General features: G+C 60.7%; 26 protein-coding genes and 1 pseudogene. 17 read left to right on the top strand and 10 right to left on the bottom strand.

Annotated features, from left to right (window positions below; all coding sequences use genetic code 11):
* Nucleotides 1-7: 7 nt before the first annotated feature.
* The 3 genes from cas7d to cas6 are packed head-to-tail and all read right to left on the bottom strand — an operon-like array spanning nucleotide 8 to nucleotide 4943.
* The gene (cas7d, locus tag NP_RS08085; protein WP_011323345.1) at nucleotides 8-997 is read right to left on the bottom strand and encodes a type I-D CRISPR-associated protein Cas7/Csc2; all 990 of its coding nucleotides are present in this window, start codon (nucleotides 995-997) and stop codon (nucleotides 8-10) included.
* A 2-nt stretch (nucleotides 998-999) separates the two neighbouring features.
* Entirely contained in the window at nucleotides 1000-4104 is a 3105-nt protein-coding gene (cas10d, locus tag NP_RS08080) for a type I-D CRISPR-associated protein Cas10d/Csc3 (protein WP_198408083.1), read from the bottom strand.
* On the bottom strand, nucleotides 4071-4943 hold the full coding sequence (cas6, locus tag NP_RS08075; RefSeq protein WP_011323343.1) for a CRISPR system precrRNA processing endoribonuclease RAMP protein Cas6: 873 nt from the start codon (nucleotides 4941-4943) through the stop codon (nucleotides 4071-4073). Before cas6 ends, cas10d begins: the two co-directional genes overlap by 34 nt.
* A gap of 137 nt (nucleotides 4944-5080) precedes the next feature.
* Here cas6 and NP_RS08070 point away from each other — a divergent pair, with 137 nt between their 5' ends.
* Together NP_RS08070 and NP_RS08060 are read left to right on the top strand one after the other, a co-directional pair.
* Nucleotides 5081-5728, top strand: coding sequence for a MarR family transcriptional regulator (locus NP_RS08070; protein ID WP_011323342.1), 648 nt, complete (start codon nucleotides 5081-5083; stop codon nucleotides 5726-5728).
* A 649-nt stretch (nucleotides 5729-6377) separates the two neighbouring features.
* Nucleotides 6378-7382, top strand: coding sequence for a Cdc6/Cdc18 family protein (locus tag NP_RS08060; protein WP_011323341.1), 1005 nt, complete (start codon nucleotides 6378-6380; stop codon nucleotides 7380-7382).
* On the opposite strand, the gene NP_RS08055 is transcribed toward NP_RS08060, so the two are convergent.
* Nucleotides 7375-7971, bottom strand: a complete 597-nt coding sequence (locus tag NP_RS08055; RefSeq protein WP_049939586.1) for an HNH endonuclease signature motif containing protein — start codon at nucleotides 7969-7971, stop codon at nucleotides 7375-7377. The genes NP_RS08060 and NP_RS08055 overlap by 8 nt on opposite strands.
* Nucleotides 7972-8052: 81 nt before the next feature.
* Nucleotides 8053-8361 (bottom strand): hypothetical protein, encoded by a 309-nt coding sequence (locus NP_RS08050; RefSeq protein ID WP_049939584.1) that lies wholly within the window; start codon nucleotides 8359-8361, stop codon nucleotides 8053-8055.
* Nucleotides 8362-8761: 400 nt separating this feature from the next.
* Between NP_RS08050 and NP_RS14595 the strand changes: the two genes are divergently transcribed.
* Genes NP_RS14595 through NP_RS08020 form a run of 8 tightly spaced genes read left to right on the top strand, consistent with a single transcriptional unit; the run spans nucleotide 8762 to nucleotide 11249 of the window.
* Nucleotides 8762-8911, top strand: a complete 150-nt coding sequence (locus tag NP_RS14595; RefSeq protein WP_158303760.1) for a hypothetical protein — start codon at nucleotides 8762-8764, stop codon at nucleotides 8909-8911.
* A complete protein-coding gene (locus tag NP_RS15100; protein WP_011323338.1) occupies nucleotides 8908-9033 on the top strand; it encodes a hypothetical protein in 126 nt (41 codons plus the stop codon). Before NP_RS14595 ends, NP_RS15100 begins: the two co-directional genes overlap by 4 nt.
* Complete coding sequence (locus tag NP_RS08045; RefSeq protein ID WP_011323337.1) at nucleotides 9030-9296, top strand: hypothetical protein; 267 nt, start codon at nucleotides 9030-9032, stop codon at nucleotides 9294-9296. Before NP_RS15100 ends, NP_RS08045 begins: the two co-directional genes overlap by 4 nt.
* Entirely contained in the window at nucleotides 9296-9487 is a 192-nt protein-coding gene (locus NP_RS08040) for a hypothetical protein (RefSeq protein ID WP_011323336.1), read from the top strand. Before NP_RS08045 ends, NP_RS08040 begins: the two co-directional genes overlap by 1 nt.
* Nucleotides 9487-9726: a hypothetical protein gene (locus NP_RS08035; RefSeq protein ID WP_011323335.1), complete on the top strand. Its 240-nt coding sequence runs from the start codon at nucleotides 9487-9489 to the stop codon at nucleotides 9724-9726. The genes NP_RS08040 and NP_RS08035 overlap by 1 nt, the downstream gene beginning before the upstream one ends.
* Nucleotides 9723-9992 carry a hypothetical protein gene (locus tag NP_RS08030; protein WP_011323334.1) on the top strand — a complete coding sequence of 90 codons (270 nt, stop codon included), beginning with the start codon at nucleotides 9723-9725 and terminating at the stop codon, nucleotides 9990-9992. The genes NP_RS08035 and NP_RS08030 overlap by 4 nt, the downstream gene beginning before the upstream one ends.
* On the top strand, nucleotides 9982-10188 hold the full coding sequence (locus NP_RS08025; RefSeq protein WP_011323333.1) for a hypothetical protein: 207 nt from the start codon (nucleotides 9982-9984) through the stop codon (nucleotides 10186-10188). Before NP_RS08030 ends, NP_RS08025 begins: the two co-directional genes overlap by 11 nt.
* Entirely contained in the window at nucleotides 10185-11249 is a 1065-nt protein-coding gene (locus tag NP_RS08020; RefSeq protein ID WP_011323332.1) for a tyrosine-type recombinase/integrase, read from the top strand. The genes NP_RS08025 and NP_RS08020 overlap by 4 nt, the downstream gene beginning before the upstream one ends.
* Nucleotides 11250-11369: 120 nt before the next feature.
* Here NP_RS08020 and NP_RS14590 read toward each other — a convergent pair whose 3' ends face one another.
* Nucleotides 11370-11528, bottom strand: a complete 159-nt coding sequence (locus NP_RS14590) for a hypothetical protein (protein WP_158303759.1) — start codon at nucleotides 11526-11528, stop codon at nucleotides 11370-11372.
* A 131-nt stretch (nucleotides 11529-11659) separates the two neighbouring features.
* Here NP_RS14590 and NP_RS08015 point away from each other — a divergent pair, with 131 nt between their 5' ends.
* Together NP_RS08015 and NP_RS14770 are read left to right on the top strand one after the other, a co-directional pair.
* Nucleotides 11660-12130, top strand: a complete 471-nt coding sequence (locus NP_RS08015; RefSeq protein ID WP_049939580.1) for a hypothetical protein — start codon at nucleotides 11660-11662, stop codon at nucleotides 12128-12130.
* A gap of 430 nt (nucleotides 12131-12560) precedes the next feature.
* Nucleotides 12561-12704, top strand: a pseudogene (locus tag NP_RS14770) (hypothetical protein); the annotation flags it as partial.
* Between the two features lie 7 nt (nucleotides 12705-12711).
* Here NP_RS14770 and NP_RS08010 read toward each other — a convergent pair.
* The gene (locus NP_RS08010) at nucleotides 12712-13131 is read right to left on the bottom strand and encodes a plastocyanin/azurin family copper-binding protein (RefSeq protein ID WP_011323329.1); all 420 of its coding nucleotides are present in this window, start codon (nucleotides 13129-13131) and stop codon (nucleotides 12712-12714) included.
* 95 nt (nucleotides 13132-13226) lie between these two features.
* Here NP_RS08010 and NP_RS08005 point away from each other — a divergent pair, with 95 nt between their 5' ends.
* The 3 genes from NP_RS08005 to NP_RS07995 are packed head-to-tail and all read left to right on the top strand — an operon-like array spanning nucleotide 13227 to nucleotide 16963.
* Nucleotides 13227-13922, top strand: a complete 696-nt coding sequence (locus NP_RS08005) for a protein sorting system archaetidylserine synthase (protein WP_011323328.1) — start codon at nucleotides 13227-13229, stop codon at nucleotides 13920-13922.
* A 23-nt stretch (nucleotides 13923-13945) separates the two neighbouring features.
* Complete coding sequence (locus tag NP_RS08000) at nucleotides 13946-15235, top strand: HEAT repeat domain-containing protein (protein ID WP_011323327.1); 1290 nt, start codon at nucleotides 13946-13948, stop codon at nucleotides 15233-15235.
* 51 nt (nucleotides 15236-15286) lie between these two features.
* Nucleotides 15287-16963 carry a phospholipase D-like domain-containing protein gene (locus NP_RS07995; protein WP_049939579.1) on the top strand — a complete coding sequence of 559 codons (1677 nt, stop codon included), beginning with the start codon at nucleotides 15287-15289 and terminating at the stop codon, nucleotides 16961-16963.
* A gap of 1 nt (nucleotide 16964) precedes the next feature.
* On the opposite strand, the gene NP_RS07990 is transcribed toward NP_RS07995, so the two are convergent.
* Nucleotides 16965-18872, bottom strand: coding sequence for a DHH family phosphoesterase (locus tag NP_RS07990; protein WP_011323325.1), 1908 nt, complete (start codon nucleotides 18870-18872; stop codon nucleotides 16965-16967).
* 122 nt (nucleotides 18873-18994) lie between these two features.
* Between NP_RS07990 and NP_RS07985 the strand changes: the two genes are divergently transcribed.
* Nucleotides 18995-19501 carry a Mov34/MPN/PAD-1 family protein gene (locus NP_RS07985; RefSeq protein ID WP_011323324.1) on the top strand — a complete coding sequence of 169 codons (507 nt, stop codon included), beginning with the start codon at nucleotides 18995-18997 and terminating at the stop codon, nucleotides 19499-19501.
* Nucleotides 19498-19920 carry an adenylyltransferase/cytidyltransferase family protein gene (locus NP_RS07980; RefSeq protein ID WP_011323323.1) on the top strand — a complete coding sequence of 141 codons (423 nt, stop codon included), beginning with the start codon at nucleotides 19498-19500 and terminating at the stop codon, nucleotides 19918-19920. The genes NP_RS07985 and NP_RS07980 overlap by 4 nt, the downstream gene beginning before the upstream one ends.
* Nucleotides 19921-19962: 42 nt before the next feature.
* On the opposite strand, the gene NP_RS07975 is transcribed toward NP_RS07980, so the two are convergent.
* On the bottom strand, nucleotides 19963-21066 hold the full coding sequence (locus tag NP_RS07975; RefSeq protein WP_011323322.1) for a glycosyltransferase family 4 protein: 1104 nt from the start codon (nucleotides 21064-21066) through the stop codon (nucleotides 19963-19965).
* Between the two features lie 24 nt (nucleotides 21067-21090).
* Nucleotides 21091-22167: a glycosyltransferase family 4 protein gene (locus tag NP_RS07970; RefSeq protein WP_011323321.1), complete on the bottom strand. Its 1077-nt coding sequence runs from the start codon at nucleotides 22165-22167 to the stop codon at nucleotides 21091-21093.
* Nucleotides 22168-22181 lie beyond the last annotated feature (14 nt).

Here is a 22181-nt window from a genome sequence, read left to right as displayed (position 1 = left end):
GCTCGGATTAGCTCTCGTCTGCCGCGATTGCGTCATCAATGAACGATCGTGAGTGTGGTTGTTGGGCCTCAAGCACAGCTCGGAGATCGTCGTCATCTGTGAGCGCCAGTAATTCGTCGAGCACCTCGTCATCAACGGGTGTCTGTGCAACTGTCTCCGTACAGGCTGTGTCGTATGCCTCTCGGACGTATGCCGCTGCCTGGTCAGCATTCAGCGCTGGGGCCTGGACGACATCACCAAGCGTCCGATTACTCTCGCTGGCGAACGAGACAATCGTTTCGGCGGTGAGTTCTCGGTTTGACGGACCTTCTTCAGAGCCAGTGTAGAGGCCGAGGATACGATTGTTCACCCGCCCTAGCCGAGTCGTTGCCGCTCCGTACCGCTTATTTCTACTTGTTATTGCGGTAACAAATGCCACTTCCGCAGGTGTTGCGTCACGTAGGGTTATGGTACATGGGAACAGGGTTCCCGGTTCGAAGAAATCTGGTTCTCGAATATTTGCAGTTGATCCTTTGGCGTATCCCTCACCGGGCGCGTTCTGGAATTTTTCATCGATACACGCACTGGCATCGCGAACAGTAAACGCGGTATCGTACATCACTCGTGACGTGACCCCGATATCGACATCATCGTCTCCACTGGCTGCACTGCCGTAGAGAGCTGACTCGACGGACTGGGGGTTCATGTCGTTGACATCCATCGAATCGCTCCGGTCGTACTCCAGTAGTTCCCGCTGAATTGCCTTTCCAGCCCGGCGATCACTCCCGGTCTGTTTCCGCATGAACATCAGTCCGGGTGAGTACTCGATACTCCCGCTGTCGCCGACGACCGATAGTGAAGTGATGTCGGCGTCCTGTCCATTCGTCGTGAAGATGGCATGGCTGTCCAGTTCCCGGAGCACGAGGAGCGTCGTGTAGTTCGTTCCGGGAGTGTTGGTCATGCCATCGATTGGAACGGTACCATCTGCGAGTGCGTTGGTGATATTGTCTGGAATCATTGTTAGGCCTCGTTTGCTTTCTGTTTCTCTTCGCCTTTTTGGTCGTAATACTCTGCCTCGGCTCGAAGTGTCGCACCGAAGAACCCGTCTGCGAGGTTGTTTTCGAGTCGTTTCAGTTGGGAGGGACGCCCGTTTGCGATCCCGTAGAGGATTTCGTCGACGAAGTATGCCGCGTACTCCTCAATGCGCTCCTGAAGCGGCGTCCCAGCGTCTGATTCCTCGGCACTGACGGGATAGACAGCATCCCCCGCCTGCCGGTCGATCATCTTCTGAAGCCGCCCGGACACGCACATCTTGTAGTCCTCTTGGTCTAGTTGCTGTCCTGTCTTCGATACTGCTTTGACGCTCTCACGGAACACCCGTTCGACACGATGCGGTTTCCGGCCGTGTCCGCTCGCCGGTCGGATGGCATCGTATGCAAGTTCCGCGAGTGTCGAGATGCGATTGTGTGGTGTATCAGTCATTTGTGAATTGGACTGTCTGATTGCGTTTCGCTGATCGAGCGCGACTGCATACCTCATCAGGGCGGGTATGTACGGCCCCTCATCTGAGGTCTGGACAGCACGCTTGAGCAGATACGACCCCGGCAATAGTTCGTTTCGTGTTGTCCGGAGGTATTTTGCGAACAGGGAGTCGTTGCGGTCGTTACCCTGGATCGCGTACCCAAGCTTCACGACGGCGGCCGCTGACTGGAGTTCCGACTGCAGACTGGTCAACGAGACAGTTTCGCCGTAGAAGCTCGTCACCTGCGTGAACCCACTCCCGATCTTTGCGAACTCCGGGAAGTCACGAGAGCGCATCTCTGGAACAGGCGACGAACTCAGATACACACGCATCCCAGTGTAGGCGCTCACGGTGAGGGCCAGAAACGCACCGAAAAACTGAAATTCGGTATCGTTGTCCGGATTCTTGAAATAGCCGACCGTCTGGGCACCGAACTGCCGATTACGGTCGAACTCCTGGGAAAGCGACTCGATCATCGTTCGCCCATTCCCTTCCGGCTGTGTCAATTCGTCCATCACACCAGTGAACTCCTCCAGCGAGTCAATATCGAACACCCGCTCAGCAAGTCGTCCCAGTCGAACTCGGTTTTCACCCGTGAACCGGTTAACTAGACGAGAATAGAGTCGCCAGGAGTAGGGCGTATAAAAATAATCAGGCACCAGATGGAAGAACAGTCGCCCACCGTCTCGCCTGGACGCTGCTGTCTCACGCAACGAGAATTCGATTCGACAGATCGAACACAGCAGGAGCTTATCCCGTTTCATCCCGCCAACCATCTCTCTGTTCGAGAACCCCCCCTGTAACGTCGTCAGGGATTGTTTCGATTTCATCGGTCCAAGGTTCCCCCCCACCGCGACGCCACGGCTACACAGTGTACAGGTCTTGCCCCGCGATGATTTGACGTATTCGTCGTAGGTATCGACCGTCGCGCTCGTGAGGATGAGATTGCCACCACCGATACGGAGGGTTTCTCCGATGAACGCCTGGACTTCTGTCGCCATGTCACCCGCGTGTGCGTTCTGAATGCGGGTCTGCCAATCAGAATCGTCCTCAACGAGTGCAGCAAACCCATCCGACAGTGTCATAACGATTTCGTCCTCGACAGTGGGGATTACGGGACCGGTTCCGTGTCGGTCCAGAAGTCCTTGTGCAATTGCATACGAGTACTCCCATTTGCCACCACTGGTCAGCGCCGAGGTAGTCTCCTCTGAGAGAGCAACAAGATCCTCAGCTAGCTCATCCGAAAGACCGAACGCGGTGACAGTGGCTCGAATCAGGTCGTTCGCAGTTCGGTCGCTGGGAAGCAAGGGGTCGACAAACCAGCTCTTTATTGTGTTCACGAATCGACCGAGACCGTACTGTTGCTCCGTCTTCTCGAACTTGGTCCCCAGTTCAGCTTCCAGCAGTTCCATTGACTCCGTGGCAGCGTCCGTGGCGCTGGCGTCCGCGTCGCCATCGGTGACTCCCTTCCGAACGACAGCCTGCAACATCTTTCCACTGCCAGCATAGAAGAAATCGGGCTCGTTCAAACTGTAGAGTCCCTGTGCGCCGACAATCGAGAAGTTTGATCGTAGTTGATCGATATCGTTGTACGATGGATGGGAATCTCCGATGCTGTCTCCTAGGCGGGAGGTGATCGCGGCAACAATGTCTTCGTCAGTTTCCGGCTGGTCCAGTTCGGCTGGTGTTAGATACACACAGCCATCCTGATACATCGTGAGCAGTTGATAATCGTACTCCTCTTGTAGATACTCGCTCACAACCTTGTTCAACAAGTTCGTGAAAACACCACTGACGTGATCGGTCTGGTGATAGGCGAGTTCGAAGTTTCCACTGGGGAAGGCCTCACGGAACCGGTCCTGAACGCGATTATTCGTCGCTGCCTCTGGTGTCGCCGAGGAAGCCATCGAGTCTGCCAGTCGAATTAGTGGCCGATACTCTCGCCACGTTGTCGTAACGCGAGTCGAGTTAGCATTCTCAGTGTCGTGATGGTCGACGGCACACGAGCGGAAGGTTCGTATCGAAAGTTCTGATTCAGGATCGTCCGGTGTAGAACTGAATTCGTCCAGCCCGATTTCCTCGATGAATGGTTCTAGTTCCTTGATTTTGATATCGAACCGTTCGTTTGGATTCTCGTCTTCTTCGCGGAGCTTGTGATAATCGTGAGCGACCGCGAGTGCGACGAGATGGCGGAGTTTTTTCGGTGTGATCGACGGAAGATCGGTGTTCTCTATCTGGCGAGCAAGCTGGTGTAAAAAGTACACTAGATTTCGCGTGTGATTGAGCATCGACTGGTCAACCTTGCCGTATTCGACGCTCTTGTTCGGGAGGAACGCCCAGCCAGCTTCTATAAGACGTGGGTCTACCTCCGAAATATACTCGCCCAAGACGTTATCCAACTTTGCATCGACAGTCTCCGAATTGGGATCCGTTTCAAATTCTTCCTCTGGGTTTGCCAGGAAAGCCGGTGAGAACGAGCCAACGCCTTCAGCAGGCTCTTCTTCTGCAACATCATCAGTCTCCGACTCGATTTCACCGAGTTTGGTCTGTTTACCATCGTTCTCTGTCATCAATCCTTGACCTCCGTACTTACCTGTCCACAACCTCTCGCCACGGCACTCCCAACACCTGAATACTCTCCGAACAGCGCCAGCGCAGTCACGGCATTCTCTACACTCTCACTGGCACCTTTGAACGCGTATGCACACTCGCCAGTGAACCCTTGCCGGAAGATATTCCGGTTTTCACCGTTGTCGTTTTTCACTCGGTTGACCAGCACTGAATGCGTCTGATAGCTCCGGTCGTTGGGCTTTTCAATGACGCTTGCATCAACCTCCTCACGAGTCAGATCCAGTTCCAACTCCTCGGGAACACTTCGATTCCATTTGCCCAGTAGTGAGTTGAAGACGGCACCACGGGTTGGGAACATCGTCGTTACACCGTCTGCTTCTTCAATACACGTCGCCGTCTGGAAAGTCATCTCAACCGTCGGATCGTCGTATTGACTAGCCTCTGCCAGCAGCTCCTCGTGCGTCGCGTTCGAACTCTCGAACTCTCGCACTTCCAGTTCACCGTGACTCAATTCGACTGTTTCATTTTGTAGCACGAGCGCGTTCACGAGTGCTTGAAATACCTCGCCATCTTCCGGGTGAACGATGCCCAGCGACAACTCGTAGGTCTCGTCGGGCAGCAACAGCTTGTGATGTGGTCGATCACTACTCCCACGCGGCCCCAGTAGTCCGCTATTGTGGAGGCTTCCGAGTGGCGAGTCGTGAACGCTCGATCCAATCTCCTCGCTTACGTCGGAGAGTACTGAGAGGAGTGCAGAGTACACGGAATATCCATCTGACTTCGGTACCGGGAACCGTGTCCTCGGCGTGAGTGACACGGTCACCTGTCGGACTTGCGGGACGACGGTTCCCTTTTCACCGGCAGAGGCCATAGCCGACTGTTCAGCGGACACTTACTTAAATCCTGTCTGAAAGAAAACATACTTATTCGACAATATGCACTCTGCTGGGTACGAATGCAGGAATCTGCACCAACACAGTTTTTCTCTGTTTCAACGAATGTGGGCATATGCGCACCTACATTTCGCCGATTGGCTACGATACTCGGCGTGCTACGCGGCCAGTAATCAATCAAGGAATGCAGGGCGGAGATATGTTAGTATTGCTGCGCCCCGAGGCCGAATCTGATACAGAGTGGGCAAACCAGACAATTGCAGATGTCAAACAATACTTGCACGAAGCTGAACCGGCCTTCGAGATCAACGTCGAGCGGGTCGAGACAGCATCATTCGAAGCGACCGTTCGCGACTGCTGTCGACTCCTTGGAGACATTGAACCTGACCGAGAGACGATTGTTTCCTTAGGCGGTGGAGCCCGAGACGTCCTTCTTCCGCTTACAGTTGCATCGTTAGTCTATGCAAATCAGATTGATACAGCGCTGTTTTTCAGCGACCTCGACAGCACGGTACGAGAGTGGGTTCTTCCAGATCTGACTACCCAAATCCCCGACCGAACAACCGATACGTTCACCATTATTCTCGAAGCAGGCGGATGGATCTCTCTTTCTGAGATTGTAAGCAGAACATCTCACTCGAAGAGTACAGTCGTACGCCACGTGAATGATCTCGAAGAAGCTGGTGTTATCCAGGCGGATACCAGTGAGAAGGCAAAGCGTGTTCGTGTGACTTTTTCTGGTGAAATACTGTCTATGGCTTAGAACCCTCTATGTCGTGGTTGATTGTGATTCTCGCGCCAATGACAATTTACTGACGCGGCGGTTCAAGGTTCTTCATAGGGAAATCTGATTTCGGGATGAATCGGCCAGCGGGGTCGGCCAGCTCTGGTGAATCTGCAGTTGAGTAAGGGGCAAAATCGGACGTGAGGTCGTGGACTATTTGAATAAGAATCCGGACCGAGGTGAGTGTTTATAAGAAGCTATACAAACGTGAGACGCAATCCACCACGGATACCGCTGTCCAGATACTGGACACACTGCCTTCGACAGCCGCCATATCCGACTCCGATTTCAATCCAATGCAACACTGTATTTCACCGCTGTCTCATCCATTCTGTTTTGTATACGATTAATTTCCCATGCCGTTACAAGGGCTGCAAGCCCTGCTCCGAGAATACCGAACCAAGCACTATCGTACCACAGTAACTCAAGCATCGGCCGCAATGCGCCGGTGAGAAATATGGCGACAGGGAACACAATATACACTTCCCGCTTTCCCAGCCCCTTCCGTACTTTATCGAGGTGTGCCGACATAGGATTCCACTATCGAACCGTAATTAAATGGACCCTTCCACTTCCGCCCCGCACGGCTGACGTTGAAGGCCCACCGATGAAAGCAGCCGCATAGAAGATGATCGTCGACGCCCGCGCCCTCGACGTTGAAGCAGTCCCCAGCGAAATTCTTCGTCGGAATAACGAGCTAAATGCCCTCTCGAACGCGCTCGAACCACTCTTGGACGGCTACCGTGGAGAACATTCTATCGTCGTCGGACCGAGCGGTGCAGGAAAGACCGCCTGCGCGCGCTACACTGTCGAACAGCTTCGCCGGTCGCTCGTCGACGTGCGAGCGCAGTACATCAACTGCTGGCAACACTCCAGCCGCTTCGCCGCGCTGCTGCAGCTGGTCGACGGTATCGGCCAGTCGATGGATATCCAGCAGCACAGCACTCCCCACGACGAACTGCTTCGTCGGCTTCGCAACGTCGACGACCGGCCGTACATCGTCATCCTTGACGAGGCCGACCAACTCGACTGCCGCGAGGATATCCTCTACGAGCTCACCACGCTCGACCACGTCTACATGATACTCATCTGTAACCGCGAGCGGGAACTGCTGGACGGGCTCGACCGACGTGTTGTTTCGCGGCTGCGTGGCTGCCGGCGCATCGAGTTCGAAGCCTACTCAACAGCGACGCTTGTCGACATTCTTGACCGTCGCGCCGAGGTCGGGCTCGAAGCGGGGTCGTTGACTGATGGCGTGCTCCGGGAGATCGCCGAGGTCTCTAACGGCGACGCCCGCGTGGCGATCCGGACGCTCGCCGAGGCCGCGAAGCAAGCCGAGCGAGACAGCACCAGCATCAAATCCGACTACGTTGACGAGGCCGTCAGCGAAGCAGAAGAGAACATCCGGCAGAAGGCTATCTCGCAGCTAAATCGCCACCAACGAGTCATCTACGATGTGCTCGAAGAGGACGGCGGTTGGCTCCCGATGGGAGAGCTCTATCCGGAGTATTCTGAGCGCGTCGACGAGGCAAGAACGAAAACAACTGTCTCGAACTATCTGAGCAAGATTGCCGAATACAATCTGGTCGAACTGAAAGGCGAGAAGCGAGGCCGGCGGTATCGGGCTATCTGACCCTTTTGTACTTCCTTCCCTTTGCTCTCCCACGCTTCGTTGCCATACCGTTTTCACAGAGACGCAGAATGTACCGTTTTGCGGTTTTCTTCGATTTTGGATTTGAGACTTCTGTACAGTACTTCTCGTACAACTCGCCTATCGTCATCCATTCGTCTGGTTCTAAAATATCGTAGACTGCTGCTGCGTGCTCTGACTCGATACCGTTTGTTTCTGTTTCCGGTTCACTTGATTCGTAGGAGCGAAGGCGCTCGGTGCTGACCTGCTGGAGACCTCCCTCTGACCGGAACCTGTCGATGATGGCGTTAATCAGCCATTCTGGTTCTGTTCCAAGCGAGCCAGCAGCCCCACTAACCGCATCGTAATTTTCCTCGGAGAGTTCAACTTCGAGTTTCCTGTACCGTGATGGCGGCCAGTCTATTTCACCCGAGTGGACTTTGCTGTGACAGTTCGCACAGAGCGGGACGAGGTTATCTAGGCCATTGTTTGAGTGGTCGCCGTCGATGTGGTGGACTTGGATATTTTGACGGACGCCACAGCTGTGGCAGTACTCGCCCTTCGTCTTGAGACACCGGTCCCGATACTCCATGCACATTTTCGCTTTCTCATTCGGTATAAGCATCGGGCTGCGAAAGGCGGATATTCAGCCTGTCGCCGAGTGGTTGAATACCTACTCGTCCGGAAGCTCCAACTCGTCGGCTTCGAGGTCGCCCGCGAGATACGCCGCGCCCTTATCTGTGAACTGGTAGTACGCACGGTCGCTGTCAACGAGATTGAGTAGACCGATTTTGTCGAGACGCGACATCCGGCGCGATATGGTACTCGAGCCTTTGTCGAGTAACGCCTCCTTTTTTACGAGGTTGTACCAGACTGCCGTCGGTGGTAACGCAACCCGGAGGCCATCCGCCTCGTCGAGCTTCAGATAGAACTCAAGGATGGCGTCGTCAGTTTCGTTCATCCACGGCACCCGCGGGCGCATACGTACTTAGTTTCGTAACAAACGCTTAATCGCACCGGTAGTGTGAACTGCTGCATTATATCTCGCACTAATGCAAGCTACCACGTAAATATTTATACCTGCAACGTTTGATGCATAACTGTCGACACTCGGGCCTCTCGGCGTGGAGCCTCTGAAAAGGAGTCCCGCGCGGTGGGACCAACACCGCCCGGGTGTCGTCAATCCACGCGACATGAGACGCAACGACCTACCCCGGCATAAGTCTCGGGGCGCGACTGGGCCGAATCGAAACTATCGAAAGATATCGAAAATCGCCGATTTTGTCCAGCAGCAGCGCCGACGCGCTGCTTTCTGGCGGAGTCGCTTGGTTTTCGAAAATCACCCTCAGAACGTTATGAAACCGACAACCGACGGCTCTGGTATGGACGCACAGCAACCCGACAGCGAACAGCGGCACGCCTTCAAGTTCGAAACGCCGCATGGCGACACCGCGCTGATGGTCTCGGAAGGCAACCGCACCTTCTGGGAACGCTATGGCGACCAAATCAGCATCGTGGGGTGGTGCGAATGAGCACCACAGCAGAGCCGGTGACGGTCACCTGCGGCCTCTACGATGCTGAGTTTGAGGTCATCGTCGACGACAAGAGCGACATCCAACACTGCCCGCGCTGCGGGCGGAGCGTGGACCGATGACGCGCGGTATCGCCTATCGGTACGCGGAGAAGATTCGGCAGGAGGCTATCGATATCGACCAACAGCGTCTTGAGGAACTCATTGACGAGGCCATCGAAGAAGCCGATCTCACGGTCGACTACAGGGCCCGCGATGAGATTCAAGAGACCGTCGACAGAGCGATTGACGAATCCATCGATGGAGACCTGACGGGTATCCTCGAAGCTGCACTCGCGGCGTACAGCGACCAAGCAACGGTCGGCGGGCGGGAGGTGAGCGAGTGATGGATGACGCTGTTCCCATCGTCGCGCTCGCCGTCGCTGGTGCGAGCGGTGTGACGTGGGCCGCTTCGCAGCTGTGGTTCGGAGCGCTCGGCGAGATGGTCGCTGGGCTCGGAATCGTCTTCGGGCTCATCGTTACTGTCGCGCTAATCGCTCAAGAACGCGCCGCGCGGCCAACGGAGGTCGATGACTGATGACGACCGGTTACGTCGTCAATCTCGACAACGGTCATAACGGCTTCTGCGTTGAGTCTTTGCTCGGCGTCACGCACTGCGGGGAGACCTTCGACCGCGACGCCGTCGAGCTTGAGACGTTCACCATCGACGGTCGCGACGGAGACCACCCACACAGCCAGCTGTGTTACGAGTGCTCGAAGGTCGATTCAGTCGCCTTGCGGGACTCAGTTCGACGACAGGAGGTGGTCGCAGAATGACGTTCGACGAGATTCTGCAGAAACGGGGCGGGGAGAACTGCCCATTCTGGCGAGACCGCGAATCAAAAGCCAAGCTGCTCGCCGGTCTCGCACAGGATGCCGTTAAGGAGGCGATTCTCGAACACGGAGCCAGCCCGCGAAACCTCCGCGTCGAAGCCACATACTACGACAGCCGACGCGAACCGCAGTGCTGTTACGGGAAAGTTACCGTCATCGACGACACGCCACAGACAACACTTCGGGAGGCCGTCGACGATGGCGAGTAACCGGACTGTCGAGACACATATTCACTACACGGTCGACTCGGAGGGTCGCCCGCAACGTGCGTACCATTCGATTAGCGAGGCCCGTGCCGCTGTCGAGTCGGACGATTACTGGCACAGCAACGAGGTCGACTACGTCCCGGATGTGCCGCTCATCGAGGCTGGCTCGGACTCGAAGCTGCCGGGAGGTGGCGCGTGACTCGCCGATCCGACCCAGAAGCGCTCTCTGTCTCCGATGCCGTCAAGCGGTTCGTCCGTCGGATGCGCCGCGATAAGGCAGAGTCGACGGTCCGGACCTACCGTCTGGACCTTCGGCAGTTTGTCCAGTGGTGTGACGCCGAAGGCATCGAGCAGGTTTCGGAGCTCGAGAAGATCGACTTCGAGCTTTACCAGGACGACCGCGCTGCCGAGATCGAACCGACCAGCCTCGAGAACCAGATGGGCCTTCTCAAGCGCTTCGTTAAGTTCTGTGAGGACATCGGAGCGCTCCCCGAGGGCTTCCACGAATCGGTCCACGTCCCCCGCGCGACCGTGGAAGAGCAATCCCGCGATGAGAAGCTCTCGACTGAGGATGCGACGGAGTTGCTGCTGTTTTTTCGCGATAAGTCGAACGACCTCTTCGGCTCGAAGTGGCACGCCATTCTGGAGGTCATCTGGCACACTGGTGCTCGAATCGGGGGCATTCGAGCGCTTGACCTCGAGGACTTCGATAGCGAGTTTCACGTCCTTGAGTTCCGGCATCGGCCGCGGCAGGGAACACCGCTCAAGAACAAGCAGGACGGCGAGCGGGACGTTGCGATTCTGCCGGTGGTCGCCGAGGCGCTTGAGTGTTACATCGAGGAGCACCGGATCGAGCAGCACGACGAGGAGGGTCGTGCGCCACTGTTCACGACGCGGTCGCAGCAGGCCCGGCCGTCGACGAACACGGTTCGGGCGTGGGTCTACCAGGCGACCCAGCCATGCTGGCATACCGACGAGCCGTGCCCGCACGACAAGCGCCGAGAGTTCTGCGACTGGACATCCTCAGCGGCTTCGAGCAAGTGTCCGTCCTCGAGGAGCCCGCACGCTGTTCGGACGGGTGCGATCACGTTCCATCGTGATCGTGGCTTCGATCCGAACGACACGTCCGAGCGAGTCAACGCTTCGCTGCGGACCATCGAGAAGCACTACGACAAGGCAGCCCGCCGAGAGAAGATGGAGAATCGCCGTCGACCACAGCTTGAGAAGCTTTCACTCAACAATGAATCAGAACGCGAATAAGTCCAAAACCGCCCGCGGGCAGTTCAATACTGCCCGAACCCACTTTACTTCTAAACGTTTTGGTACCCCAGGTACCCGCCCATAAGCGACCGCTGGTGCGTGTGGTTCTTCGCAAATCGGTTAGCCCACCATAACCCCGTATATCACCCCAACGGGTACGAGCGCGCCGAACAGTCCGGAAACGATGGCGACCCCCGGCGCGCCGATAGATACCATTACCCCAAGCGTGAATGCGGCCACTACGACCAGCAGTGCTGCGAGACGCGCTGGCTTCTCCATGTGGTGCCGTTCGTCCCGCCCAGTATCGGTTCTACTGGACGATATTGAAGACAGATAAGGACGGCTGGAGCCGACCGGCCGCTGCTGCGTACTCGAAAAGCGTTATTCGACCCCCAGTCCTCTCTACAGCCATGCCGTCGCTTGAAATCGAGTATCACTCCCACGACAGCGTCACTGAGGTCGTTGCTAGGCTCCAATACTGTCTGGAGAGCATCAGCCGGACGTTTGACGAGTGGGAGTCCCCCCGGGCCGAAGGCCCCGGCCTCTATTTCGCTGTCATCGCTGACCGGGGGTACGGCGACTACGCCGACCCGATGGGCGACTACCGCTGGCCGACCGAAACGTGTCCGACGGTCTACGACGAGGCGGCGCTGCTTGATGCTAGCTGGCAAGTCGGAATGGACGCCGATGGCGCTGTTGTCGTCGGTGTTGACGGACACATCGAGCCGCAGTTGGTCCGCTTTCGGAACCCGGCGTTCGTCGCTACTGAAGAGATTGCCTACGAGAACTGGATGGGCGCACGGCACGTCAGCTACCCACGAGTGAAGTCGTGGGCTTCCACCCGTAGTGGGGTTTCGGCCCGAGCGACCGTATCGTCGTAGGCTGACTGCAACCCGTCGATTCCCCGTGTGGAATTACTCTATTCCACACTCGGGTACTCCACGTCCGCTTCAAACGACCGTGGGTACTGACCTATGGAGAGGCACTCTCGCGCTCTTGCGAGGGCGAGGCGATGGGGCACGCCGATTTAATTCTCGGTGACCTCCACTCGAACCCTGTGTGGGGTGCGGAGAACCCGTGCCCAGTGTGGACAGGGTAGCACGCTCGCTTCGTCGGCCCCGAGTTCAGAGCGGGCTGACGACCGCCCGTACCTGCGAACACTTGTGGCTCGCTGGCACTAGCATTTGATTTGTCTGAGTATTACTTGAAAAGAGGGATTTGAAACCCAGTCGTGCTGTAGCGCGTAGTTAGATTCACAAGTGACGCGCTTCCTCCCACGGCTAAAGCCGTGGGGTTCCGCGCCCCCTCTGTATGAGTGCGCTTGAGACATCGCTCCGTCCGGAGGTCGTTGCGACCGTGACGCTGAGCGGCAAAAACGGCCGCGTCTCGGTGTTTCGGGACGGCAAGATGGACACCGCTTCCCGGGACGAGCTGGGCGAGCCGTGGCGGGCGTGACCTGTCGCTACGGCTCCCGAACGCGGATTACGCCTATCATCCCTCCCGGCTCGTGCGGGATGCAAACGTAGTGATGGTCACCGGGAGTGTTGAACGTGTGTGCGAACGTCTCTCCTGGAGGAATGTTCCCGCCGGCGGTGTTGTGCCAGTCGTCGCGTGCCGTCCCCTCGTCGTCGTAGCCGCCGGACGCGAAGTACGTCGCGTCCTCGGGGATCGAGTTCTCGTAGGCGGTGACGGTGTGGCCCCGGGAGCCGTTGTTTCCCCAGACCACGGTCTCGCCGACGTCGATTTCGTACTCCTCCGGTAGGAACGCGTTCGCCGACATGCCGATGTCGAAGTCCTCATCAGAGAGCCCTCGACCGAGGCAGCCGGCAACGGAGGCTGCTGCCGCAGCGCCAGTGGTTGCGAGGAACGCCCGTCTGTCCATAATCGGCGCTTCGTCACCGCGAACTAAAGGTACCTCGGTTCCGGAACGGAAGCGAACGTACTAAGGTCGGTGTCTCCGACCGGCGAGATAGAGCTATGCAGCCGCGGTTCCTCGGTCAGCTCGGGCTCGCCGATGTCGTGACCGTCGCCAACGCGGCGCTGGGATTTATCGCCGCTGCCGTGGCGGTGTTCGACACCGAGCTGGCGGCCCGGCTCATCCTGCTTGCGGCCATCGCTGACGGCCTCGACGGCGTCATCGCGAGATTCCGCGGCGGTACGCCGGTGGGGCCGATACTGGATTCACTCGCCGATGTGGCGTCATTCGGTGTCGCGCCCGCGGTGCTCGTCTACGCGCTGGCGAGCGGCGGGGAGGTCACACTCGATGAGCCGCTTGCTGTCGCCGCGGTCGTTGTCGCGGCGCTGTACGTCGCGATGGCCGTTGTCCGGCTTGGCTTCTATCTGCTCGAAGACGATGGAGCACCGGAGACGGTCGGCGTTCAAACGACGCTCGCGGCGACAGTGCTTTCGGTGCTGCATCTGGCTGGCGTCACCGACCCTGCGGTGTTTGTCGCAGCGACTGCTGCCTTCGCGTATCTGATGGTGGCGTCGATTACCTATCCGGAGCTGTACGCCCGTGATGCGCTCATTCTCGGGGGCCTGCAGGCGTGCGTCGTGCTCTTTCCGACGGCCTTCGGACGGGCCTTCCCTCGTGTGCTGCTGGTGTTTGCCCTCGGATACCTGCTGCTCGCTCCGGTAGCCTACTGGCGGAGTACCGAAGGGAAACGCTCTTGATTCGGTCCGACGCAGATTACCCCATGAGCAACGGGGACGACGAGAGCACCGAGGACGCCCCCGACGAGGCGGCCTCCGACGGCGAGGACCCGGATATTAGTATCGAGGAGTTCGAGACACGGCTGGACGACATCGAGGCGGCGCTGGAGGACGCCTCGACGGAGGACGACCTCGATGCCGTCGAGGCCGACGCTGACGATGTCGAGGCTGACCTCGAAACGGTCGAGTTCCCCGTTCCAGAGCCCGACGACGAGGACGAAGAGCCCGACGACCCCAAGGAGCCGCTTGTGGACCGTCTTAGCGACATCCGCGACGGCATCGAAGACCAGCGCGGTCCGTACGGTGACGACGTGGCGAGCGACGCCAACGGTGCGGCGGGACAGATACGCAGCACGCGCTGGACTCGGGACGGCCGGCCGGCCGTCAAAGCAGCCGTCGAGACGTTCCTCGACGCCGCCGGCGAGCAGCTCGATACCGACTTCGAAGCCGGCGACGATATCGACGCGTTCGCTGACGCCGTCGAGACAGTCGCCGAGACAGCCGCTGACGGTCGCCTTGATGCTGACGACGACGCCGAGACGATTGCGGCGCTGCTGGATGCTGTCGACGACCTCGAAAGCGACCTTGACGATGCCGAAGAATGGAGCGACCTTGAGGTCGCCGAGCAGCTCCGGCGCGAGGGGTTCTACGACCGCCTGACGGCCGAGAACCGCCGGGACTTCCCGCCGGAACTCAACGTCGTCCGCATCGCCGAGGCCGAAAACGACCCCGAGCGCATCCTTATGGCCTTCGAGCAGCTCGATTCGGATTTCATGCAGGAAAACTGCATCGATGCCCTCAGCCGGCTCGGCCCCGAGGCGGCCTTCGAGGAGATGAACCAGCTCGCACAGCGCCGTGAGGTCGGCGCTATCGAGGTACTCGGGAAGATCGGCGACGAGCGGGCCGTCGAGACGCTTTCCGACTTCGTTGACAGCGGGAACCCGCCGCTCCAGAAGGCGACGATCCGCGCACTGGGCGAAATTGGCAGCCAGGAGGCCACCCAGCCGCTGGCGAACGCGTTGGCCGACGAGGAGCCGATGGTCCGGTCGATGGCGGCCCGCGGCCTTGGCCTCATCGGCGACACGCGGGCTATCGCCCCTCTCGAAGACGTACTCGGCGATGACGACGAGCCTCCAGAGGTCCGTGCCTCCGCGGCATGGGCGCTCGTCCAAATCGGGACCGAGCGAGCACTCGAAGCTGCTGCCGCCTACGACGACGACCGCGTCTACACCGTCCAGCTTGAGGCGGAGAAGGCCCGCGAAGCAACCGCCTGACGACGCTTCCTCGCCGACGATTTATATACGGAGACGGGACCAGAGGGTCTCGTGCCCGAAAACGGTCGGCTGTTGGTCGCTATGCTTGTCCTTGCAGCGGCTGCTGTCGTCGCCCTTGGAGGCTTTCCGGCAGGTGTAGTCGCCGACGGCGACGCCGCCGCTCCGGACGTGGGGGCGGGGCCGAACGCCACGCTCGTCGAAGCATTCCCCAGCCCAGTTCCCCGGGGCGACCCCGGTGAGTTCGTCGCCGTCAGATTCGACGGACCGACCGATACGACAAACTGGACCCTCACTGACGGCCACGCGACAGCCCAACTGCCCAACCGAACAATGTCAGGCACGGTGGCGTTTTCCCCCGAGCCGGGCGTCGCACGGAACTACACCGACCACCGCGTTGAGCCGGTCGAAGGGCGACTACTGCTGGCCGATGACGGCGACCGGCTCGAACTCCGCGCCGACGGTCGGGCCGTGTCGACCGCCCGCTACCGACGGGCTCCGGACTCGAAGATTCGGGACTTCGAGGCGGCGGCGTGGCGACCGCTCGGGGCGACCGACCATAGGCCGGTCTCAACCCACATAGATGAGGCGACTGCCTTCGTCCTTCCCGACTCGCCGGACCTCGTCGAAGCATCGCTCTCCGGGACTGAGAACCGGCTGTGGCTTGCCGGCTACACGTTCGGCTCCGATTCCATCGCCGATACGCTCGTCGCGGCGGCCAACCGCGGGGTTGATGTCCGCCTCCTGCTTGACGGCGCACCCGTCGGTGGGATGACAGACCGGCAGGCGCGCCTGCTGGACCGGCTCACTGCTGCCGGTGTCGACGTTCGCCTCCTGGCCGGCGACCACAGCCGCTACCGACATCACCACCCGAAGTACGCTCTCGCGGACGACCGGTCGCTCGTCACGACGGAGAATTTCAAGCCGGCCGGCACCGGCGGGATGTCGAGCCGCGGGTGGGGCGTCCGCCTTGACGACGAGGCGACCGCCGACGAACTGGCAGCCGTCTTCGAGTCCGATTGGTCGTGGCGCGCCGCGACGCCGTGGCAGGAGTACCGCGCCGGCCGGTCGTTTGTCGATGGCGACCCCGCACTCGGCGGGTTTGAGAAGCGACACGCTCCGGAGACGGTTTCGGTCAACTCGGCGACGGTCCTCACCGCCCCGGACAACGCCGACGACGAACTCGTCTCGATGCTCGACGCCGCCGAGGAGCGAATCCTCATCCAGCAGGTCCGCATCGACAGCCGCGAAAACCGCCTGTTACGGGCGGCAGTACGAGCCGCCGACCGCGGCGTCCCGGTCCGTATTCACCTCGCCGATAGCTGGTACGTCGAGGACGACAACGCCGCACTCGCCGAGTGGCTCACCGACCGGGCAGCGACCGACGACCTGCCGCTCGACGTTCGTATTGACGACCCAGCCGGGTACGACAAGATACACACGAAGGGCGTCGTCGTTGACGACACCGCCGTCGTTGGAAGCCTCAACTGGGTGCGGACGGCGAAAGCCGAAAACAGGGAGGTACTGGTCGCGCTTCGGGGCGAGCCGGCCGCCGATTACTATGCGGCGGTCTTCGACGATGATTGGCACGGGGACGACGGAGCGTCGTCGCGGAGTGTTCCTGCTGGGATTCTGGGTGCCGTGGCGGTCGGCATCGCCGTGGCACTGCTCGTCGTCAGGCAGTTCGAGTTCGTCGGGAGAAACGGGACGCTCACCGACTGGCAGTGGTAGCCTAGTCGTCCCGAACCAGCGTGCTGCGGAGGTCTTCGTCGAGTTCAGCGTCGGCCATCTTCTCGACGAGCGCGTCGATAACCGGCTCCCGCATCCCAGGAACGAACTTGATGGACCCAACGACGAGGTGGCCGCCGCCGGAGACGCCCGCCCCGTCGACTTCCGATTTAAGCTCCGTTACCATGTTCGGGATGTCGAGTCGGACGCCGTCGGACCGGAGCACAGCGAAGTCCGGGCCGTAGCCGATGGTGATAACCGGGTCGCCGGTCTCGGTAACCTTTCGGTCGTGAAGTTCGCCGGTCGTCTTCCCCGGCGCGGGGTAGGTAAAGCGGCGGGCGTGGTTTTCGACATCGAGCCGATAGAGGTGTGCCCCGTTGTCGAGCCGCTCGTGTTCGACGTGTGGCTCCGCGTCGTCGATCTGCTCTGCAACGTCGCGCTCGGCACGGTCGGCGAGGAACGAGACGAGTTCGCGATGCCGTGCAGCGTCGTCGCAGTCGAGGTTCAGGATGTCCTTGATGAGATTCCGACCGGACTGGTAGCGCAGCCAGTGGGCAGCATAATCGAGCGCCTCGCCGATGTCCTGCAGGTCGCTTTCGTCGTAGCCGGCGTCGGCGGCCAACTCAAGGTACTGGTCCATCGCGTCGGCCTTCGAGCGGTCGGAGAGCCCGGCAACAGCCGGCACGTGTTCGAGTTCCTCAGTGAGCGAGGGGTCTATCATCCGCGCCAGCTCGACACACATCATCCCCGTGGTGATGCGGTAGTCCTCGTCGTGGAGATACGGATTGACGTGCTGTTCGACGAGCGGGCCGACGGCGTCGGGGTCGGGGTGGTGGTGGTCGACGACGAGCACCGGGATGTCGTACTCCGAGACGGCACGGTAGGCAGGGGTGTCTTCTTCGGTCGAGCCGTTGTCGACCATGAACAGCAGCGGAAGCCGCTGGCCGTGGCGCTCGCGGTCCTCAAGCGCGAAGTTGAGGTCGCGGGTGACATCCTCCATCTCGTAGAACGGGGCCTTCGACGGCAGCCGCTTGAGCAGATGGCGGCCGGCGTCGGGGTCGTGGTGGACCTCGTCGATGAACCGTTCGAGGGCGATTTGCACCGGGAGGGAGGCACACATGCCGTCGCCGTCGGCGTGGTGACGGAGCCGAATGGGGCGCGATTCAAGCACGGCCCGCCGGAGCCGGCGAGCGAGGTCGGCAAGGTCATCGTGGAGCTTCTCGAAGGCCGGCCACTCGATGAGCGGCTCGACATCCGCGGGAGCCGCACGCGCTTCGAGGTCGGCATCGAGTTCGGTCCGAACCTCGTCGGCCGCCTCACCGCGGAGCCGGACCAACTTGTCGACTTCGAGTTGGAGTGCTCCCTCGTGGGTCTCGACGGCACCGGTAATGCGGACCGTGTCGTCGAGTTCAACAGCCGGGTAGGCGCGGACGCCGGCTGATTCGAAGGCTGCACACGGGACGACGCCGTCGCCGTCGCGCAGCGAGAAGATGGTCGGTCCGGCGGTCTGTTTTATTTGGACGATGTCGCCTTCGAGGTGGACGGTCTCGCCGACGTGGTCTGCGAGGTCGCCGGTTCTCGCCGCCGTGCCCTCGTTTACCGAGGTCCGGTCGACCTCGTCGGGGTCAGCGTCGAGTTCCTCGAAACCGAGGTCGCCGTTCTCGCGTTCCTCGACGAGTTCGACGACGAGTTCGTCGCCGACATCGTGGTCGTTTTGCAGGTTCGATTCGTGGACGAGCCCCGAGACGTGCTCGGAGAGGTCGACGAAGACGCCGTAATCGACAACGCCGTTGACGGTCGCCAGATATGCGGCCCCCGCCTCGATATCTTCGAGGGTACAACCGGGAGCCAGCTCGTAGACGACCTCTGCAGAGCGGTTGCCGCCGGCGTCGCCGGCCGCGGAGTGAGTCATTGTGGAACTGTCGGTTCCGACACGTTTTAAGGGTGTTGTATCAACTCGACGCGCTGTCCACCCTGCCCGAAGTGCCCCTCGAACCCGGAAGCCTTAGTTGTCGTCCGAACCCACTTGCGTGTATGGGACTGCTCGGGTCGCTGTGGAAGCCGACGCTCTTCCGGTCGAAAGAGGTCATCGGCATCGCCGACGACGCGCTGCAGTTTGCACTGCAGGCTTCGGAGGACTCACACCCCAACGAGTATATGGGACAGCTTCGGGGACAGGACGCGCGCTCGCTGGGACTCGACCGCGACGGGACCGTCATCACCGACGTACTGCTTGCGCCGGGAACCAAAACCAACCCGACAAGCGCCGAGTTCAAACCGACCTATATGCCGAACGACCTCAACAGCGTCGGCTCTGTTCACTCACATCCAAACGGCGTACTACGCCCGAGCGACGCCGACCTTGCGACGTTCACCAAGGGACAGGTCCACATCATCGTCGGCGCACCCTACCGGCGGAGCGACTGGCGAGCCTTCGACCGCGAAGGGGAGCCGATAGACCTCGACGTTCTCTCCGTTGACGTGCCTGACGACCAGTTCTTCGATTTCACGCAGGCCGACATCGACCGGGAGATGCGATGAGACGCGTTGTCGCCCAAGGCACATTCGACCTGTTACATCCGGGGCACCTCTACTATCTGACCGAAGCCAAATCTATGGGCGACGAACTACACGTTATCGTCGCTCGCAGTCAGAACGTCACCCACAAACAGCCACCTATCGTTCCCGATGAACAGCGCCGGGAGATGGTCGCCGGGCTCGACCCAGTCGACTCGGCACGGCTCGGCCACACCGACGATTTCTTCGTCCCGATTCGTGATATCGACCCCGACGTTATCGTCCTCGGCCACGACCAGCATCACGACGACGAACGGCTCGCAGAGATGCTCACAGAGGAGGGAATCGACTGCGAAGTCGCACGGGCCTCGGCGCGCGATGGTGATGACAAGATTCTATCGACCGGACGCATCGTCGACCGCATCTGCGAGGAACGCTGTTAAAACACCCGGCACATCGCCGCGACCGCTCTTCGGGCGCTCCGCTCAGGCATGCGTAACTGTTTCGTAGACGTCTCCAAGCCGGTCGATGGCGCGCTCGACGGCCAGTTGCTCGCGACGTGCCACGCAGCGGTCGCTGAGAACGTCCGTCCGTGCGAGTGTCTGCCGGAGCGCAGTCCGAAACGCCCTAACATCGCCGACCGGGAAATGGCAGCCGGTCTCGCCGCTGTCGACGGTTTCCGGAAGCGCGCCGCCGTCGGCGGCGACGACGGGCGTTCCGCAGGCGATGGCCTCCAGCGCGACAAGCCCCTGTGTTTCGACGGGGCTGGGAAACGCGAAGGCATCCAGTGCCGTATAGAAGGCCGGAAGCTCGTTTCGCTCTAAGAACCCGAGTAGCCGGACATCCTCGCGGGCGGCGGTCCGCCGCCGGAGTTCCGGTGTTGCCGGCCCCGCACCGGCGATGACGACACCGGCATCGAGGCCGGCCGTTGCCGCCAATACATCCCCGAGCCGCTTTTCGCGGCCGTGCCGGCCCGTATACCCGACCAGCGGGCCATCCGGGAGCCCGTACCGGTCGCGGAACGCTGTCACGGCGTGTTCTCCGACCGGCCGGAACCGGTCGGTGTCGACGCCGTTGGAGACGACGTAGACCGGCGTCTCCTCGGCGTCGATGCGTTCGGCAGCAGTCTGTGAGGGCGCGACGACAGCGTCAGCACGGTTGAGAAACCATCGCTCGTAACGGTCGGCAGCGACGCCGACAGCGTCGGCGAAGGCGTCGCTGACGTAGCCGGCGTACTCGCTGACCGGCGTGTGGTAGGACACGATAAGTGGCGCGTCGGACCGGGCGGCCAACCGTGCGGCCGCCAGCCCCAGCGCGAACGGCGTGTGCGCGTGGACGACATCCGGCGCTGCTCGCTCGACGGCGTCGGGGACGGCTGGCCGGCCGAGCCGGAACCCCTCATACCACGGGAACCGGACGCTGCCGACCGGATGCTCGCCGTCTTCGGGCTGGTAGCCGTCGGCCGCCGGATAGACAAGCGGCATCCGACCGCCGCGGCGACACCAGCGGTCCCGCCACGTGCTGGCGGTATAGCTGACGCCGTTGACCGTCGGCAAATACGTATCCGTGAAGGCCGCGACGGTCCGCATGTCGACCCGTTCGGCAACCGGGGTTTAATCGGTTGTGTGTTCCGCCCCGGCAAGCCGCTGGGCGTCACTGTAGGCATCCCGTAGCTCCTCAGCGACGCGGTCCAGACCGTGTTCGCGTGCCGTCGTTGCGGCCGTGTCGCCGAGACGGGCCCGGAGGTCAGGGTCGGACGCGAGCCGGTCTATCGCCGCCTCGAACTCCGAGCGGGTGTCGCATTTCAGGCAGTCCTCGCCGTGAGTGTAGAACTCCTCGAAAACCGGGATATCGCGCAGGATGACCGCGTTGCCACAGGCCATCGCCTCCAGCACGGCGATGCCTTGGTTTTCGGCCTTCGTCGGAAACAGGTAGATATCGCCTGCCGCGTATGCACCTCGAATATCGTCGACCCAGCCGGTGAACGTGACGTTCTCCGGCGGGTCCTTGACCCACCGGCGGACTGTCGGCGAAGCGTGTGGCCCGGTGTCGTAGGGACCGAACCAGACGAACTCGTAGTCGGTCCGTTCGGCCAGCCGGCAGAACGCTGTCAGCCCCTTGCGCTCGAAGACGTTGCCGACAGCGAAAACGACGGTCCCGTCGAGGTCAAACCGGCTCCGATAGCGGTCCCGGAGCGCCTCGTGGCCGGCGAGCGACTCGATATCGACACCGTTCGTTACGACACGAACCGGCGCATCGACCGGATACGACGACAGCACCCGTTTCGTATGCTCGCTCGGGCAGACGACGAGGTCCGCCTGCGAGTAGAACCACCGAAGGTATCGCTCCAGCACCGGCCCGACAGCCCGCGAGCCGCGGAAGCTTCCGGCGAAGTCCTCGCGCGTGATGTGTGCATGGAGGACCAACGGCGTCCCCGTCCGTATCGCCCGCCGGGCAACGGCCGCCGAGCCGGGACCGACGAGGTTGCAGTGGGCGAGGTCGACCCGCTCGAAGAACCGGCCACCAACCGCCCGCCGAAAGGCTGCCTCCGCAGGATTGGCACCGTTCCACGGCGTTTTTACGACCTCGACATCGGTCGGCGAGAGCGCCCGGCGCTGCTGGCGGGTGGCGGTCCCGATGCCGCTTCGCTGGAGCCTGGCTTCGAGTTCGAGGTAGTTCAGGACACGCACGGCGAGCCGCTTCG

It is taken from the genome of Natronomonas pharaonis DSM 2160 (assembly GCF_000026045.1).
Taxonomy (GTDB): Archaea; Halobacteriota; Halobacteria; order Halobacteriales; family Haloarculaceae; genus Natronomonas; species Natronomonas pharaonis.
Note: the sequence above shows the minus strand (reverse complement) of the source record. Positions and strands in the feature narration are given on the sequence as shown.